Below are 17,253 nucleotides of genomic sequence, written 5' to 3' on the forward strand. Positions count from 1 at the left end.
CGGCTCCCCGTCCCCGTTCGGGGCCGGCCTCCGATCCCGCTGGCGATCGCCTTCGAGTTGAACTCGGCGATCGAGGCGGCAGGTAAGTGCCCTGCACCACTTCACATGAGGAGGCGGCACATGACAGCAACGGCGAACGTGCAGAAGACCGGTCGCGCGGTCGCAGGTGAGGAACTGTTCGAGAGCCTCGCCCACTTCGTGGTCACCCACAACAGCGAGTCGGCCGAGCGTGCCGAGCGGATCGCCGACCAGGCGGTGGCGTTCGTGGTCACGGCGGCAACTGCCACCGTTTCCATGGTCCCTTCGGACGATGTCGACCTCGGCCTTCACGCCCTCATCCTGCACACCAAGGAGTACGCCCAACTGTGCGAGCGGTACGCGGGCCGCTTCCTGCATCACAACCCGAAGCCAGGCGGTGGGGCCCGCGCCCCGGAGAAGGTCGCGGCCTCGGCCCGTGCCATGAAGGCCGCCGGATTCGCGGTCTTCGACGACTTGTGGACCGTCGACGGCACGAACCTCGCACAGTGCGACTCGGACTGCGGCCGTCCCTACGGTGACGCGTAGCACCCACAACAGCGAGGCGGTCGACCCGGGTTGGTGGTCGGCCGCGTCGCCGGAAGGAGAGAGGACGTTGTCCGACTCAACCCCTGAAATGCCGATCGCGGTGCTCAACGCGCTCATGCCCACGGGACAGCGGCTGGTCCTGAGCCGTCGGGGCTCCACGGTCTGGGAGGTGGACGGCCCCCGTGGTCACCACGCCGTGAAACTCGGCCATCCGATCGAAGCCACCGGGGAGTGGCCGGCCCAACCCTGGACCGCGCTTGCGCCCGCACGCGAAGGGGCCGTGCTGCACCGTCTCGGCTCGGGTGAGGTCGCATACGGCGAGTGGGAGCGCGGAACCTGGAACTTCCAGCCGTGGCACGAGGGACCAGACCTGTACCGGATCTGGGAGCCCTGCCGCAGACGCGGCTCATCCATCGCCCCGCACTACAGCGTGGCACTGGGCTGCGTCGAAGCGCTGGCAGAACTCCATGTACGGGGCTGGGCACACGGCGACGTGCAGCCTGCCCACTTCATCATCGGGCCGGTACGAACCCATCTCATCGACCTCGCGCTAGCTCGCGGCGGGCAGGTACCTGAGAGTTACGACTTCCCGTTCCGCGGCTGCCTCGTCCACTACGAGGCGCCAGAGATCGCTCGCAGCGTGCTCGACATCGGAGAAGCCGAGCCGACGCAGGAGGCCGACATTTACGCCCTCGGGGCGTCCCTCCTGATCTCAGCCACCGGGTGGCGAGCGGTCGAGTACCCGGACGACGCTCCGCGCGCCGTCCAGAGAGAAGCAGTGGCGAACGGAAGGCGCCGTCCTGTGAGGGCGCCCGGTGAGCTGGGCGATCTGGTCGACGCGATGCTCAGCCATGCTCCCGAAGATCGGCCAACGATCTACGAGGTGGGTAAAGCCCTGAGCTGATCCCACGGCCCGTTTCGCCCAGCCTGCTCGCGCGGGGCGACCAACAACAAGAGACCGGACCACCCTCAGCCTGGACAGCATTCCGGGTGGTCCGGTCATGGAAGCCCTGATCAGGACCCCGGTGCCGATGGTACCGGGGCAGTCGGCGTGCGCGGATTCGGGTGCGGCTGCAACCCCACTCAGCTGGCGTTGCGTTGGGGAGGAGGGCGAATGAACGACGGTCATTGGGCGCACAGTTCTGACCTGGACCACCGAAAGTCAGCCACGACGGCGAGTCCGCCGAACAGGCACCCGTCACGTATGTCTCCAGCAACCCTGTTCCGGCATCAGCCACGTTTCCAGATTTCGAAACGAGGGTCACCAGTGCGGCGGGCCGTGCCTGCTCGGGCTCGACCTGATCCTTGGTTTGGGCGAGCCGCTTCCTGCCCTGGCTGTCTGACTCGGCGGTACTGCGCGCTGAGTGGCCGGGGGCCGACGCAGCGGTGGCGGAGACAGGGAGCGGCGGCGGCCCGTGGCCGCCAGCGCGCGCGGTCCGCCGCAGGCGGGCCGCCTTGATCCAGTAAAGAAACTCTGAACAGCACCGCAGCGAAGTAGTCGATCGACCTGGGAGAGACACGGATGCGGCGGGCGGGCCCCGACAGAGCGAGCGAGTGCGGCACGCAACGACGGCACGGTGGCAAGCGAGGAACGATGACCGAGCACATACCGGACAACGAAATGGGGTCGACCAGCATTCACGGCGGGGACACGGATCAGGTGGTCGCACTGATCGAGGAGATGCGAGCCATGGTCGCTCGCCTCAGCAGAGAGACAAGGGAGTTGCGAGAGGAAGTGGCCCAGTTCAGGACTACGGCTTCGGCTGCTGAGCTGCCTTCAGTTCCTCGACCTCACGCCGCAGTTCCTGATGATCGGCACTGAGAACACGGATCTCGTCACGTAGTGCGGTGAGTACCTCGGCAAGGGTGGTCCCGGCGACTTCGACTGCTTCGGCGTCGTCGGGCTCTCCCTCCCTCGCCCCTGCCTGGCCAACGCTCGCGTCCTTGTTCGCCAAATACCAGGCGGGAGCGTTGTAGTTCGCCGAGAGCTCCCCGCCGGCGTTGTGGTCAGCGACGAAGCTGCCCCGCCCGTGGATCGTGTAGATCAGACCCTCATCGCGCAGCACGTTGAGCGCGGACCTGGCGGTCATGTTCGCCACGCCGAAGCGTTCCTGTAGCTCGCGGATGGACGGCATCTGCTCGCCCGGCTTGATCCGCCCCTGCAAGATGTCGCGCCGAATCTCGTCGGCAGCGTGCTGATACGGCGGCCGGCGGTCCTGCTTGCTCTCTGGCGCGGGGCTCATGGCCCAAGAGTAGCGATTCCTAGCATCCCTAGCACACCCCACTGACATAGGTGGCCTATGTCAGTGGGGCACCTAGCTCACTCGATTCACTTGACTCTGCTAGGTCTGCTATGTTCAATGGAGAGCACGCCCCACCACTCCGGTGGAGCGCAATCGAAAGGAATCAACTCCCATGGCACGCATCCGCGTTGGCCTGCTCCCCACGTCCTCGTTCATGGTCGGCACCCTGCCGGTCCCCAAGTACGCGGACCAGGAGAAGACGCAGTTCGCCACCGACCGTGAGACCGGCGCGAAGCTCTACACGATCACCCTCTTCTTCATGGAAGAGGACCGTGCCGAGGCCCTGAAGATCACCGTCCCGGAAACCGGTCTCCCCAACGGCCTCCGGCCGGGTGTCCCGGTCATGCCGGTGGAGCTGTTCGCCACACCGTGGGCTCGCATCTTCAACGGCTCGCTCTCGGACGGCATCGCCTACCGCGCGGGCCGCCTGGACCTGGTGGCCCCGGCTGCTGAGGCGGCGTGAGCGGCACCACTTCCCGGTCCGGCGCTGAGCGCAGCTACCCGCTGCCTCACGCCGGGCCGGATGCCCGGTTCACCGAATCACTCGTGACCTCGGTGGCGGCCGTGCTCGTCGGCTACGGCTACCCCCGCCTCGACTGCCCGGCAGATCGGGCAGCCCTCGAAACAGCCCTCGGGGCCTTCCTCTACAACCCGTTGGAGAACCGCACATGAAGGATCCGAACCCCCCGGCGGAAGGCATCCTCGGTCACGTCCCGCTCGTCGTCGCCCTGGCGCTCGCCGTGCTTGTCGGATGGGCAGTCTGGTGGGTGGTCCGCTACGTTCGCGCCGATGCCATGACCCGGCAGTCCATACGGCAGGCCATTCGCGTGCGGTGGGGCTGGAAGCGGCTCGCACCCATGCTCAAGCTGTCGGCCACGGACAAGACCCCGACCGCGCTGGCGTCGCTGGCGAACACGAACGGCAAGCCCATCAAGCCGCGCGTCCTCATCCCCTCCCTGAAGGTGAAGCACGACGCGTACGGAGTGATCGCGCGGGCGCAGTGCCTGCCTGGCGTTGGGCTTCATCAGTTCCAGAAGGCGGGCCCGCACCTGGCGGACGCCTGGCGATGCACACGGGTGGCGATCACTCAGGACAGTCCTGGGCAGGTCCTCATCCGGGGTGTGCGGCTGGACCCGCTGAAGTTCCCCACCGAGCACCACCCCACGGGCGAGCCACCCGAGGAGACAGCCCGGTGGGATCTGGGCCTGGACGAGTACGCACAGCCCGTGTCCGTGAACCTCACGCAGGTACCCGGGGTGACCGTGGCCGGCCTCCCCGGCTTCGGCAAGACCAGCCTGATCAACAGGCTCCTCTCCGACTGGGCGCCCTCGCCTGCGGTGCAGTTCGCCTGCGCTGATGGCAAGGTGTCGGCTGCCTATGAAGGCGACTACGCGGACTGGGTACAGCGCATGTTCGCCTTCGTGGGGGATGACCTGGAAGAGGCCAATAAGCTGTTCCGGCACCTGGTGGAGCTCCGCCGCGCCCGGTCGGCCTCGGTGCGCCACGTGCTCGGCGTGAAGTCCATGTGGGACATCGGCCCCTCCACGAGCTGGCCCCTCGTCGTACTGATCGTCGACGAAGCACACACCTACTTCCGTGACCACAAGGGCAGCGACCAGCAGACGAAGAAGTTGGCCGCGCTCGCCGCCGAGAACGCCCGGCTCGTGGAAGACCTGGTGAAAAAGGGCCGGTCCGTGGGACTGCTCGTCATCCTCACCACTCAGAAGTCCACCGGCGACGCGATCCCCACCTTCATCCGCGACGTGTGCCCTGTCGGCCTGAGCTTCGCCCAGAAGACCGCCGAAGCAGCCGTGGCCGCGCTCGGCGACGAGATCCGGGAATGGCCGGACGCCAACCCGATCAACCTCCAAGACCCCACCTACGTCGGCGTCGCGTCGATGAACCACCAGTCGCAACCCGGCTTCACCCGCATCCGTACGCCCTACGTACCCGACGCGGAAGCAGCTCGGATCGCCGAAGAGACGGCCGACCTGACCGCCGACCCGTACGCCCTCTTGGAAGCCGCCCTCGGCCCTCGCATGGCGGATGTGGATCTTACGAAGCTCGACGCCTGAGCGGCCCGACCTACGCCCTCGCAAGTCCCTGATACCGCAGGAGAGGAGGTGAACACTCATGGCAGAAGACCGGATCACTCAGCGCACCATCACCGCCGTCATGATCGTCATTGCCGCGCTGGCATTCGTCTTCTCCTTCGGCAACGTCTGGTCCCTCGCCCTGCGCCTCGGCGTGCCCCGCCCGATCGCACCGCTCATCGCCCCGATGGTGGACCTGTCCGTGGTCGGCCTCCTGGTTGCACTCCGCTACCTCTCTCTACGCGGTCTCCCCGCAGAGCAGATGACGTCCGCCACGCGCCTCATGCACTTCTCCGGACTGCTGACCCTCGCCCTCAACGTCGCCGAACCGGTCGTCGCGGGACACTACGGCCGTGCCGCCGTCGACGCGGTGGCCCCGCTGCTCCTCCTCGGCTGGGGCTCCGTCGGCCCGCAGCTCCTGCGCGCCTTCCACACTGTTGCGCGCCCCGCCGCATCAACTCCCTTGCCGAGCGCGATCGGGTCGGACCCTGAGACGACTTCCGACGTCTCCCGTCCTGGGGTGCCGCTCATCGTTCCTGCCCCGGCCTCGGTCGCTCCTCAGATCGCCCCAGCTCCCGCTTCGCCCGCAATCAAGGTTCCTGAGCCGCTGCTGACCGAAGCACGCTCCATCGCGAGGTCTCACCACACCGAGCACGGTGAACCGATCACGGCAGCCCAGCTCAAGACGCGACTCGGGATCGGCCTGCCCATGGCCACCGCGTTGCACGCCGCTCTGTAGCGGCTACTCCCCTCCGCCGGCCTCTCCGGCACTTCCCACCGCCGCCCCACCGCTGGGCCCGACCTGCCATGCCTGCGGGCAGCAGCCCGAGCGCACTGAATCGCTGCTGCCCGCAGGCCCACCCTCGTGCCAGAAAGGACTCTTCGCCACTCATGCGCCGCCCCCTCGACCTGCGCCACGTCATCAGCCCCGGCCTGCGGGACCTGGTCGAACTGGCCAACACGGACGACTTCGACCGAGTCGCCGAACAGGTCCGCGACCTTCGCGGCTGCACCAGTCCCGTCAACCTGCACGGCTGGACCGTCACCACCGACCAGACCACCAAGCAAGTGGTCCGCTCCTACCGCTCTGAGGACGAACCCTCCGGACGCCTCCTCACCACCTGCGGCAACCGCCGCGCCTCCCGCTGCCCCGCCTGCTCCCGCCTCTACGCCGCCGACACCTACCACCTGATCAAGGCAGGACTGTCCGGCGGCAAGAACGTCACCGAAGCCGTCCGCGACCACCCCCGCGCCTTCGTCACCCTCACCGCCCCGTCCTTCGGCACCGTCCACAACCGTCCGACGACCGACGCGGGCAAGCCCCGCCCCTGCGCATGCGGCGAGAGCCACCCCCAGGACGCCCCCGAACTCGGCACCCCACTCCGTCCGACTAGCTATGACTACGCCGGAGCCGTGCTGTGGAACGCTCACGCCGGGGCCCTGTGGGCGCGCTTCACCACCTACCTGCGCCGCGCCCTCGCCGAGTACCTCGGCCTGACGCAGAAGGCACTCAACGCTGCTCTCCGCGTCTCCTTCGCCAAGGTCGCCGAATACCAACAACGCGGCCTCGTCCACTTCCACGCGGTCGTCCGTTTCGACGGGCCCGACGGCCACACCACCTCTCCCCCGGCCTGGGCGACCTTCGACGCCCTCCGGGTCGCCGTCGGACTGGCCGTCGAGCGTGCCCGGCTCACGGTCGAGTCGGACGCCGTCGGCGAACGCGTCATCCGGTGGGGCGACCGCTTCAAGGTGGACCAGATCTCCGCCCTGGGGGACGGCGAACTCACGGACGCCAAGGTCGCCGGATACGTGGCCAAGTACGCGACCAAGAACGCCGAAGGCGCGGGCACCGTGGACCGCACCCTCGTATGCCGCCCCTGTGCCGGACGCGGCTACGTACGCGGCCCGGACGGATTCCGTGACTTGTGCGCCGACTGCGACGGCACCGGCCAAGCCGAACCCCTCGCAGACCTCCCCGTCCAGCAGCACGCCCGGCAGATGATCCGCACCGCCTGGGCCCTCGGCCACCTCCCCGAGTTCGCCCACCTCAAGCTCTGGAAGTGGGCTCACATGCTCGGCTTCCGCGGCCACTTCTCCAGCAAGTCGCGTGCCTACTCGACCACTCTCGGCGCACTCCGCGACGTACGCCACGCCTGGCGCACAGCTCAGGCCGAAGCCGCCCGCATCCGGGCCGGCCTACCCGTCGACGACGAGAACACCACCCTCGTCACCGCTTCCTCCTGGACATACCTGAGCAGCGGCTACAGCCCCGGCGAAGAACTCCTCGCTGCCCAGGTCCGCCACGACATCGCCCACACCCAACGCGCCAAACAGGAAGGGCTCCTGCACGCATGACGACGGCCGTGCTCACCGTGGACCAGGTCGCCGAGCGTCTCGGCATCAGCCGCTGGAAGGTCCACGACCTGATCCGCTCCCGCGAACTCACCTCGTTCAAGATCGGCCGCTGCCGACGCATCAGCGAAGCCGCCGTGGACGCATACATCTCCCTCCGTACCGAACAGGAAGCCGCCTGATGGCCCAGTCGAAGAAGAATGCCAACAACGAGGGCACCATCTACCTGCGCAAGGACGGCCGTTGGGAGGGAAGCGCGTACGTCCTCACGACGGACGGCACGTACAAGCGGCGCAGCGTCTACGGCAAGACCTGGGATGACGCCCACGAGAAGCTCACCAAGCTCAAGGCGAACTCCCTCAGTGGCCTCCCGGTCGCCACCAACAAGATGACGATCGCCGAGTACCTGGCCTACTGGCTGACGAACGTTGCGCAGGGCAAGGTCCGCCGAACGACCTACGTCAACTACGAGTCCCTCGTTCGCAACTACGTCACCACAGAGTTCGGCCGGAAGAAGCTGGTCCGGCTGACCGCCCGCGACATCCGCGCCTTCCTCGCGAAGACGGCCGTCACCTGCCAGTGCTGCGCACAAGGCAAGGACAAGAAGCGTCCGGAGCACAAGCGGCGCTGCTGCGCCCTAGGTAAGTGCTGCAAGAAGCTCCCCTCAGACCGGACTGTGCGCTTCCTGCTGGTGATCATGCGTGCCGCTCTCCAGCACGCCGTACGAGAAGACGAGTTGCCCCGCAACGTGGCTCGGAACGTGGAGCTGAGCATGGGAACGAAGCGCGAGATCGAACCGCTCACGGTCAAGGAGGGCCGTCAGCTCCTGGCGGCGGCTCGTGACAACCGGCTGTGGGCCGCGTACGAGCTGGCGGTGCGCATCGGCCTACGGCGCGGTGAGCTGCTGGGGCTGCGCTGGTCGGACCTCGACCTTCACGACGGCATCCTCACGGTCCGGCAGGCTCTACAGCGGGTCGGCGGTGAGCTGCTGATCGTGGCTCCGAAGACTCAGCGCTCGGCGCGACGCGTGGCCCTGCCGTCCGAGTGCGTGACGGCGCTCCGTGCTCAGCGCGCTCAGCAAGTCGCCGATCGGAAGAGCGCGGGCGACAACTGGAAGGGGACGGGTCACGGTCTGGTCTTCACGACGAAGAACGGGACGCCGATCGAGCCGCGCAACCTGAACCGCTCCTTCGAGGCGCTGTCCATACGGGCCGGCGTCCGCAAGGTCCGCTTCCACGACCTTCGACACACCTGCGCCTCGCTCCTCCACGAGCAGGGAGCCGACGCCCGCATGATCATGGAAGTCCTCGGCCACAGTTCGATCCGCGTGACCATGGACATCTACACGTTCGTACGGCTCGACTCGCAACGCTCAGCGTTCGACCGCGTCGGCGACGCGTTGAGGGGTGACGGCAACGGCCCAGACGATGATGACGGTGCGGCCGCAGCCCCGGTGGCCGTCTGATCGACTCCCAAAGGCGGTTGCCGTCAAACACTGCCGTCAAGACATAAAGCAGAGGCCCTGTGGATCACTCCACAGGGCCTCTGACTTGCTGTGCACTCGGCAGGATTCGAACCTGCAACCTTCTGATCCGTAGTCAGATGCTCTATCCGTTAAGCTACGAGTGCTTGTTCTGTTTTTCGCCGTTCCTTGCCCTTTCGGGCCGCTCGCGGCGACAGGAAGAACATTACATGACTGCCGCTCGCATGTGAAATCCGTTTGCCATACCCCTTGTGACCTGCGGAAACACCCATCTGGGGGTGACGGACGACGACGAAGCCCCGGTCCTGGGGACCGGGGCTTCGGTGATCTTGCGCGGAGGCGGAGGGATTTGAACCCTCGATGGGATTTAAGTCCCAAACCGCATTAGCAGTGCGGCGCCATAGACCGGACTAGGCGACGCCTCCCGCACAGCCGCTCGCGCGAGCGCGAGTGGTGCGTGCAGATGATGACACAGTCGCAGGGTGTGTCACCAATCGGTTCCCACGGTACTAGGCGGGCGGCGCCCAGGGCAAAGTGCCTCCGCGCAACGTGCGGCGCCGGCCGGCGTTAGTCAGGGCATGTCACACGTCAGTCAGCGCACCTCACACGTCACCCGGTTCCGGCGGCTCGCCCGGTTGAGCCCGCTCCCCCTCTTCCTCGCCGCCCTCGCCCCCGCGCCCGCCTCGGCGGCCACCGGCGGCGACCACCTCACCGTCACCGTCCGGGACGCGGGGGACCGGAGCGCCACCTATGAGGTGCACTGTCATCCCGGCAGGGCCTCCGGGCAGGGCACCCACCCCGACCTCGCCGGCGCCTGCGCCGCCGTCGACCGCAACACCCGGTGGGGGCGCGACACCTTCGCGCCCGTCCCCGACGGCAGCGTCTGCACCATGCTCTACGGCGGCCCCGCGACCGCCCACGTCACGGGCACCTGGGCCGGCCGCCCCGTGGACGCCCGGTTCGACCGGAGCAACGGGTGCGAGACAGCCCGCTGGAACCGCTTCGTGCCGCTCCTCCCCGACATGGGCACCTAGCCCCGGCAGCAACCGGGACCGCGCCCAGCCCCCACATCCAAGCCCCCAGATCCAAGCTCCAAGCTCCAGCACCCAACCCCCGGCACCCACGCCCCGGCACCCGGCACCCAAGCCCCTGGCACCCACCCCCACCTCCCCCCTGCACGCAGCCCGACATGCCCTCCCCGGATGCGGTCACACGTTCTACTTCACTTCGTCGTGCGACCTCCCTCTCATCCGGCACCCCCGCACAACCGCTGCGCTTAGACTCCCTCGCGTGACACGTCGCGGGCCCCTTGGCAAGATGGCCCGAGCGGTCGGCAAGGTGCGGTAACAGGGAGGAAGCGTCTCGTGAGCAGCAGGCCATCCCGAGGCGCTGCTCGCCTCGCAGCCATACTCGACGCGCTTCCCGATGCGTTGGTGCTGGTCAACGCCAATGGGACCGTCGTCAACGCCAACACCATCGCGCTGGAGGCGTTCGAGGCGCCGGGTACTGCTCTGGTGGGGCGGGGGCTCCTCGATCTGCTGCCCGAGTTCGACTCGCGGCTCATCCCGGGCTCCATGCGCCGGCCCGACCACATGGACCCCCGCGGGCGCACCAAGCCGACCCGGATGGTGGCCAGGAGGACCGACGGGACCGAGTTCCCCGTCGAGGTCACCAGCGCCAACCTGGAGAACGGCCAGCAGGCCTACGACGGTTACGGCTACAGCGGCGACGAACTGCTCATGCTCGTCGTACGGGATCTGACCGGGACCGTCGACACCGAGGCCGAGCTGGCGCGGTCGCAGCGGCAGACCGAGATGATCCTGCGGGCCGCCGCCGAGGGGGTCGTAGGCACCGACACCGACGGGCGGATCGTGCTCGTCAATCCGGCCGCCGCCCAGATACTGGGTTACCGGGCCAGCGACCTCGGGGGCCGCGAACTCCACGACCTCATCCTGCACTCGCGCGCCGACGGCACCCCCTTCTCGTACGAGGAGTCCCCGCTCGCCGACACCCTGCGCTCCGGGCGCAAGCACCGGGTGCGCGGGCAGGTGCTGTGGTCCAAGAAGGGCGAGAAGGTCCCCGTCGACCTGACGACCGCACCCGTGCGCGACGGCGACCAGCTCGTCGGCGCCGTGCTCACCTTCACCGACCGCCGGCCCTACGACGCCCTCGCCGACGAGAAGTCCGCGGCCGAGCAGGCCCACGCCGAGGAACTGGAGCGGCTCGAGGAGGAGCACGCCTCCGAGCTGACCGCCCTGCGGCAGAAGCACATCACCGAGCTGGAGGAGCTCCAGGAGCGGCACGACGAGGAACTCGCCGCCGGTGAGGAGCGGTACGCCGCGCTCGGGGAGCGCGAGAAGGACCGTTACGAGGCCCTGGCCGGCCGGCACGACCAGTTGCTGACGCTGCTCGGGCGCTCGCTGCGCGGGCCCCTCGACGAACTGCGCCGCGAGCTGTCCACGCTCGCCGCCGACGACGCCGGACAGCTGTGGCCCGAGGCCAACCAGGTCCTGCACCACCTCTCGGCCGGCTACTCCCGTATCACCCACCTCATCGACAACGTCCTCGGCTACCAGCGCCTCGACGCGGGCGCCGACGCCGTCGTCCGTACGAACGTCATGCTGGACGCCGTCGTCGCCGCCGGTGTGGACGGCGCGGTCGAGCTGATCGGGCCGGGGCGGGTCCAGTTCGCCGTCCACGCTCCGCCCATCGAGGCCGAGGTCGACGCCCAGCGCCTCGCGACCGCCCTCGCGCACCTCATCGCGGACGTCGCCGGGGTCGACGCGACCGGGAACGCGCCCGTGTCCGCGGGCGGTTACATGGACAACACGGTCGTCGTAGCGGCCGCGCTGCGCGGTGAGAGCGTCCGTATCGAGGTGCGCGGGCCGTACGCCGGGGGCGACCCGGTGCACGAGCCGATCGTGCGCGGGATCGTGCGCGCCCACGGCGGTGTGCTCCAGACGCACGAGGTGCCGGGCATGAGCGGCAGCGCGTACGTCCTCGAAGTGCCCATCGGTGGTGGGGCGGGGGCCGTCGCGGTTCCCGGTCCGGCCGCGCTGGAGGCCGCGCCGGCCCCGGTGGACAACGCCCCCGCTCCCGTGGAGAACGCCCCCGTCGAGGGCGGCGGTCGGCGGCGGGCCCGGCGGTCCTCCACCGACTCCTTCCTGGACGGTGACGTCCCGGGCGAGACCGACGAGTCCTCCGCGCCCACCGGGCGGCGCAGGCGGCGGGCCGCCGGCGAACAGGAACAGGCCGTGGCCCTACCGGCGCAGGCCTCCGGTGAGGACGGGGACGGCGGCTCCGGTGGCACCGGGCGACGCCGCGGACGGTCCGCCGAGGGCGCCGAGGCGGGCGACGCCGGGGTGTCCGAGGGTGCCGTGGTGACGGCCGCCGAGCATGCCGCCGGGTCCGCGGCGGTCGGGAGCGGCCTCGGCGGGACCGTGCCGCCGCAGGGCGTGCCCGCGCCGGCCGGGCGCCGGGCCCGTCGCGACGGCGGCGAACAGCACGCGCTGCCGGCGGCGTTGCCCGCGGGCGGCTCCGCCGGAGCGGGCCAGCAGCCCCAGGGGCAGCTCCAGATCGCCGGTCCGGGCTCGCAGGGCGACGGCACACCGCAGCAGGACGGGCGCCGGCGGCGGGCGCTCGCCGCCGCGTCGGAGCGAGCGGCCGCGCAGGAGGCGGCGCCCCGCTCGGTGTTCGCCCTCCCACCCGCCGACGCGGACCGCCCGACCGATGCCAACGCCGACACCGGCGCCGGCGCCAACACCGGCGCGGTGGGGCCGGTTCAGGGACAGGTGCCGGTTCAGGGACAGGTGCCGGTTCAGGGACAGGTGCCGGTTCAGGGACAGGTGCCGGTTCAGGGACAGGTGCCGGTTCAGGGGCAGGTGCCGGGCCAGCTTCCCGGTCACGCTCAGGTGCCGGGTCAGCAGGGGCAGATCCCAGGTCAGCAGGGGCAGGTCCCTGGGCAGTCTCCGTTGCCCGGTCAGGGACTGGTCCCCGGACAGCTCCAGCCTCAGGGCCAGGTACCGGGCAGCCTGGGACCGGTCCCGGTTCAAGGGCAGCTGCCGGGACAGGTCCAGGCCCCCGGGCAGGTCCAGGCTCCGGGCCAGGCACAAACTCCGGTTCCGCCGCAGACCGCCGGGCAGCACCAGACCCCGGCGCAGGTCCAGGCACCGGTCCCCGGTCAGGTCCCCGCCGCCGCCCCCGTCCCGGCCAACGGGCTCCCGCAGGGACCCGGCCAGGGTCTCCTCGCCGGTCAGCCCGGCCCCTCCGACGGTCACGGTGACGACGGTCGACACGACGCCGTCCCGCACGACCAGGCCGACGACCACACGCCACCGCAGCCGCACCCCACCACCGCGCCGACGGGCCGACGCCGACGGGCCGTCGCCCAGCCGGCCGAGCCGGTCGGCACGCCCGCGCCGGGAGTTCCGGCCCAGGGCCCCGCACAGAGCCTTCCCGCACAGGGCGTTCCCGCACCGGCAGCCGCGCCCGGCCCGGTCGTTCCCGGTCAGCCGGCTCCAGGTCAGGCCGTGCCCGCAGGAGTTCCTACGGCCCCTGCGCCGCAGGTCTCCGCCGCGGTGCCGCCGGGTCAGTACCCGGGGGTCCCCGTGCAGAACGCCACCGGGCAGGCCGGCCTCGTCCCGCAGGCCGTCGCCGCCCCGACCTCACCCATGCAGGCCACTCCTCCGCAGCCCGCCCCGGCACAGCCCGCCCCGGCACAGCCCGTCCTCCCGCAAGGTGTCCCCGGACAGAACGGCGTCCCGGCCCAGCCCGCTCTCGCGCAGCCCGGCCAACCCCTCCCCGCCGAGGCAACCCAGTCGCAGGACCCGGCCCAGGGCACGCCCGCCGCCCAGCCCTGGCTCACCACCCAGGACACCCCCGCCGTACCGGCGAACGGCGCCGCCACCGCCGTACCCCCGCAGCAGGGGACCCCCCAGCCCGCGCAGGCGCCCGAAGCCGGGCCGGCCACTCCGGCGCCCGGCGTCCAGGTGCCCGCGGAGGCAGCGCAGGCGCAGGCCCGGGCGGCACAACCGCTGCCCGCGGAAACCGCGGCGGCAGCCGCGGCTGCCGCCCCCGCCCCCGTCGACCCCAACTCCACCCAGGGCCGCGCGTTCAGTGTGCGGACGCTCGGGCAGGGTGTGCCGTTCACCCGGCAGGCGGCGCAGGTGCAGCAGCCGGGGGCGGCCACGCCTCCGCCGCACCAGCCGGGCGGTTCGGGGCGGCGGCGCAAGCTCGGCACCCGGCCCGACCCCGCGGTCGCCACGGCGGCCCCGGAGCAGGCGGCACGTCCGCATCCCGCGGCCGAACAGTCCGCGGCGGGAGCGCAGGCACCGCAGCCGCAGCCCTCGTTGGCCGGGCAGTCGCGGCTCGCGCATGCCACCGAGGCGGCCGGGCGGTCGTACGCCATAGGGGCGCCGGACGAGAACGCCGCCGAGGGCCCCGAGCCGCTGGACGGTCCCGGTGGGGCCGTCGAGATCCCGGACACCCCGCGGCCGCAGCCGATGGACGACGAACTGCCCCCGGAGCCGCTGGACAACCCGCGGCGGCTGCTGGTGTGGCCGGCGCCGGACGTGACGACCCAGCAGGCGCTCAGCGACCGCGGGTACCGGCCCGTCATCGTGCAGTCGCGCGAGGAGGTCGACGCGCAGATCGCGGCCTTCCCCGCCGCGCTGTTCGTGGACCCGCTGACCGGGCCGATCACCCGGACCGCGCTCCAGTCGCTCCGGCAGGCGGCGGTGGCGTCCGAGGTGCCGATCATGGTGACCGCGGGGCTCGGACAGGCCTCGCGGGAGGCGGCCTACGGTGCCGATCCCGCCGTACTGCTGAAGGCGCTGGCGCCCCGGGACAGCGAGCAGCATCCGCCGCGGGTGCTGCTGATCGAGGAGCACGCGGAGATCGCGCTGGCGCTCACGGCGACGCTGGAGCGGCGGGGGATGCAGGTCGCTCGTGCGGCCAGTGACGCGGACGCGGTGACCCTGGCCGGTCAGCTCCGGCCGAACCTGGTCGTGATGGACCTCATGCAGGTGCATCGGCGCAGGGCCGGGATCGTGGACTGGCTGCGGGCGAACGGGCAGCTGAACCGGACGCCGCTGGTGGTGTACACGGCTGCCGTGGATCAGGCGGATCTGCCTCGGCTGGCTTCCGGGGAGACGGTTCTGTTCCTCGCGGAGCGGTCGACCAGTGCGGAGGTTCAGGCGCGGATCGTGGATCTGCTGGCCAGGATCGGGACGAACTAGGGGCGCGCGCCGTCGTCGTCCACCGGTGCGTCGTGGCTGGTCACGCAGTTCCCCGCGCCCCTGAAAGCCCTCCGCGCGCCCGTGAAAAACCTCCCCCTACTTGGCCACCAGCCGCCGTGCCGCCTCCCGCACCGACGCCCGTAGGCGGTCCCGGTCCGCGTCCTCGCCGCCCACCAGGATCCGTTTCATCTGCGGGACCACCGCCGCCCAGTTCGCGACCGCGATCAGCAGGAACAGCAGGTCGCGGGGTGGGATCGTGTCGGTGACGACGCCCCGCTGCTGGCCGTCCCGGAGCGTGGCGACCTTGCGGCGGTAGTGCTCCTGGCGCTCCGCCTCGTCCGGGAGCTCGGCCGTCGCGCCGTACTCCAGGCCCTCCCAGAAGAGCAGGCGCAGCACCTCGGGGTGGGCCTCGTGGTAGTCCATGAGGCGGTCGATCCAGTTCTCGATGTCGTCCGGGTCGACCGGGACGGCGATGGCGAGGTCGAGCATGGCCTTGCCGAGGACCTGGGTGAACAGCTCCGCCTTGTTGCCGAAGTAGGCGTAGATCAGCTGCTTGTTGGCCTTGGCCTCGGTCGCGATGCGGTCGATGCGGGCGCCCGCGATGCCGTGCCGGGCGAACTCCGCGACCGCCGCTTCGAAGATCCGGGCCTTGGTCGCCTCGGGGTCCCTTGCTGCTGCCATGGGGTTCAGGGTAGGGGTAGGAAGAGAAGTAACCAACTATTTGGTTGACAGGGAATCGACCGCCTCCCACACTGTTGGACTGTTCCAACCAACCAGTTAGTTGTGAGAGCCGACTCGAAGGAGTCCTCCGGTCATGCCGACAGCAACCGTCACCGCAGCAGGACGGTCCACCGCGGCCCCCGCCCAGCGTGCGGGCTCGCTGCTCCTCGTCCTCATCGCCGTCTGCACCGCCGTCACCGCCGCCAACATCTACCTCGCGGCCCCGCTGCTCCCCCTCATCGCCCACGACTACGGCTCCACCCCCGCCGCGGTGGCCTGGATCGCCTCGGTCGCGCAGTTCGGCTACGCCTTCGGGCTCCTCGTCTTCGCCCCGCTCGGCGACAGCGTGAACCGGCGCCGACTGGTCGCCGTCCTCTCGCTCGTCACCACCGCCGCCCTGACCGCCGGGGCCCTCGCGACCGGCACCACCGCCCTCGCGGCCGCCGTCCTGGTCGCCTCCGCGGCCACCGTCGTCCCCCAGCTGCTGGTCCCGCTGGTCGCCCAGCGCGCCCCCGCCCACCGCCGGGCCCGGCATGTGGCGGCCGTCATCGCGGGCCTGTTCACCGGGGTCGTCGCGGCCCGGGTGCTCGGCGGGCTGATCGGACAGGCCTTCGGCTGGCGGGTGGTGTTCGTGGGCGCGGCCGTGCTGACGGCCGCCCTCGGACTCGCGACGGCCTACGCCCTGCCCGCCGAGCGGCCCCGCCGCTCCGGCCCGCTCTTCTCCGGGCTGACCACCCTGCCGTCCGTCGTCCGCCGCTCGCCCGACCTGTGGCGCGCGTGCGTTCGGCAGGCGGGGATGTACGGCGCCTGGAGCGCGCTGTGGACCTCGCTGGCCCTGCTGCTGACCGGCCCGTCCTACGGCCTGTCGACCGCCACGGCCGGGCTGTTCGGCCTCTTCGGACTCGCCGCGAGCGTGGTGGCGCCGCTGGCCGGCGGGTTCGTGGACCGCTTCGGCGCCGCGAAGGTCGTACGGTCGGCGTATCTGCTGGCCGCGGTGTCCGTGCCGCTGTTCTGGCTGGGCGGGCACACGCTCGGGGCCCTGTTCGTGGCGGCGATCGCCGTCCACGCGGCCCTGGTCGCCTCCCACGTCGCCAACCAGACCCTCGCCCTGACCACGACCTCGACTCCGGCGACCGCCAACACGGCGTACGTGGTGGCGGGCTTCGCGGGCGGCGCGTCGGCCTCCGCGCTGGCGGGATCGGCGTTCGGCTGGTGGGGCTGGGGCGGCGTGTGCGCGGTCGCGGGGGTGTGGCTGGGGCTGGGGTGGCTCACCACGTCGGTGCGCCGGGGTGGCTCACCGCGTCGGTGCGGCGGTGACCAGGCCGCCGACCTCCGGTGAGGCTTGTGCCGTACGGCGGTCAGGGTGCCCCGGTCCTCGTCCGGGCGCCCTGACCGCCGTACCCCTCATGCCGCTCAGAGCTTGGTGACGTCCAGCTCGCCCTCGGCGTACTGCTTTCGCAGGACCTTTCTTCCGAACCTTCTCCGAACACACTGGTTTAGCG

Annotated in this window: 14 protein-coding genes and 2 tRNA genes; 12 read left to right on the plus strand and 4 right to left on the minus strand. The window is 70.7% G+C overall.

The window, feature by feature from the left end:
- Positions 1-120: 120 nt before the first annotated feature.
- Together AC2XR2_RS22145 and AC2XR2_RS22150 are read left to right on the plus strand one after the other, a co-directional pair.
- A complete protein-coding gene (locus AC2XR2_RS22145) occupies positions 121-564 on the plus strand; it encodes a glycine-rich domain-containing protein (RefSeq protein WP_491516085.1) in 444 nt (147 codons plus the stop codon).
- Between the two features lie 67 nt (positions 565-631).
- Positions 632-1,468 carry a protein kinase family protein gene (locus tag AC2XR2_RS22150; RefSeq protein WP_491516086.1) on the plus strand — a complete coding sequence of 279 codons (837 nt, stop codon included), beginning with the start codon at positions 632-634 and terminating at the stop codon, positions 1,466-1,468.
- Positions 1,469-2,315: 847 nt separating this feature from the next.
- On the opposite strand, the gene AC2XR2_RS22155 is transcribed toward AC2XR2_RS22150, so the two are convergent.
- Positions 2,316-2,807 carry a GntR family transcriptional regulator gene (locus tag AC2XR2_RS22155; protein ID WP_491516087.1) on the minus strand — a complete coding sequence of 164 codons (492 nt, stop codon included), beginning with the start codon at positions 2,805-2,807 and terminating at the stop codon, positions 2,316-2,318.
- A 172-nt stretch (positions 2,808-2,979) separates the two neighbouring features.
- On the opposite strand from AC2XR2_RS22155, the gene AC2XR2_RS22160 reads away from it, so the two are divergent.
- The 7 genes from AC2XR2_RS22160 (at position 2,980) to AC2XR2_RS22190 (ending at position 8,777) form a co-directional block, all read left to right on the plus strand.
- A complete protein-coding gene (locus AC2XR2_RS22160) occupies positions 2,980-3,330 on the plus strand; it encodes an SCO3933 family regulatory protein (protein ID WP_006381100.1) in 351 nt (116 codons plus the stop codon).
- On the plus strand, positions 3,327-3,539 hold the full coding sequence (locus AC2XR2_RS22165) for a hypothetical protein (RefSeq protein WP_491516088.1): 213 nt from the start codon (positions 3,327-3,329) through the stop codon (positions 3,537-3,539). Before AC2XR2_RS22160 ends, AC2XR2_RS22165 begins: the two co-directional genes overlap by 4 nt.
- Positions 3,536-4,942, plus strand: a complete 1,407-nt coding sequence (locus tag AC2XR2_RS22170) for an FtsK/SpoIIIE domain-containing protein (protein ID WP_491516089.1) — start codon at positions 3,536-3,538, stop codon at positions 4,940-4,942. Before AC2XR2_RS22165 ends, AC2XR2_RS22170 begins: the two co-directional genes overlap by 4 nt.
- A 58-nt stretch (positions 4,943-5,000) precedes the next feature.
- Complete coding sequence (locus tag AC2XR2_RS22175) at positions 5,001-5,699, plus strand: DUF2637 domain-containing protein (RefSeq protein ID WP_491516090.1); 699 nt, start codon at positions 5,001-5,003, stop codon at positions 5,697-5,699.
- A 152-nt stretch (positions 5,700-5,851) separates the two neighbouring features.
- Positions 5,852-7,315, plus strand: coding sequence for a replication initiator (locus AC2XR2_RS22180; protein ID WP_491516091.1), 1,464 nt, complete (start codon positions 5,852-5,854; stop codon positions 7,313-7,315).
- Positions 7,312-7,494, plus strand: a complete 183-nt coding sequence (locus AC2XR2_RS22185; protein ID WP_491516092.1) for a helix-turn-helix domain-containing protein — start codon at positions 7,312-7,314, stop codon at positions 7,492-7,494. The genes AC2XR2_RS22180 and AC2XR2_RS22185 overlap by 4 nt, the downstream gene beginning before the upstream one ends.
- Complete coding sequence (locus tag AC2XR2_RS22190) at positions 7,494-8,777, plus strand: site-specific integrase (protein ID WP_491516093.1); 1,284 nt, start codon at positions 7,494-7,496, stop codon at positions 8,775-8,777. Before AC2XR2_RS22185 ends, AC2XR2_RS22190 begins: the two co-directional genes overlap by 1 nt.
- A gap of 91 nt (positions 8,778-8,868) precedes the next feature.
- On the opposite strand, the gene AC2XR2_RS22195 is transcribed toward AC2XR2_RS22190, so the two are convergent.
- Together AC2XR2_RS22195 and AC2XR2_RS22200 are read right to left on the minus strand one after the other, a co-directional pair.
- Positions 8,869-8,941: transfer RNA gene (locus AC2XR2_RS22195), tRNA-Arg, on the minus strand.
- A gap of 188 nt (positions 8,942-9,129) precedes the next feature.
- Positions 9,130-9,220, minus strand: a tRNA-Ser gene (locus AC2XR2_RS22200).
- A gap of 153 nt (positions 9,221-9,373) precedes the next feature.
- On the opposite strand from AC2XR2_RS22200, the gene AC2XR2_RS22205 reads away from it, so the two are divergent.
- Both AC2XR2_RS22205 and AC2XR2_RS22210 read left to right on the plus strand, forming a co-directional pair.
- Positions 9,374-9,829, plus strand: coding sequence for an SSI family serine proteinase inhibitor (locus tag AC2XR2_RS22205; protein ID WP_381303162.1), 456 nt, complete (start codon positions 9,374-9,376; stop codon positions 9,827-9,829).
- 330 nt (positions 9,830-10,159) lie between these two features.
- Positions 10,160-15,031, plus strand: a complete 4,872-nt coding sequence (locus AC2XR2_RS22210) for a PAS domain-containing protein (protein WP_491516094.1) — start codon at positions 10,160-10,162, stop codon at positions 15,029-15,031.
- Positions 15,032-15,127: 96 nt separating this feature from the next.
- On the opposite strand, the gene AC2XR2_RS22215 is transcribed toward AC2XR2_RS22210, so the two are convergent.
- Positions 15,128-15,712, minus strand: coding sequence for a TetR/AcrR family transcriptional regulator (locus AC2XR2_RS22215; RefSeq protein WP_491516095.1), 585 nt, complete (start codon positions 15,710-15,712; stop codon positions 15,128-15,130).
- A 133-nt stretch (positions 15,713-15,845) separates the two neighbouring features.
- Here AC2XR2_RS22215 and AC2XR2_RS22220 point away from each other — a divergent pair, with 133 nt between their 5' ends.
- On the plus strand, positions 15,846-17,090 hold the full coding sequence (locus AC2XR2_RS22220; RefSeq protein ID WP_491516096.1) for an MFS transporter: 1,245 nt from the start codon (positions 15,846-15,848) through the stop codon (positions 17,088-17,090).
- The last annotated feature ends 163 nt before the right edge of the window (positions 17,091-17,253 follow it).

It is taken from the genome of Streptomyces sp. LS-MS-L19, assembly GCF_058382285.1.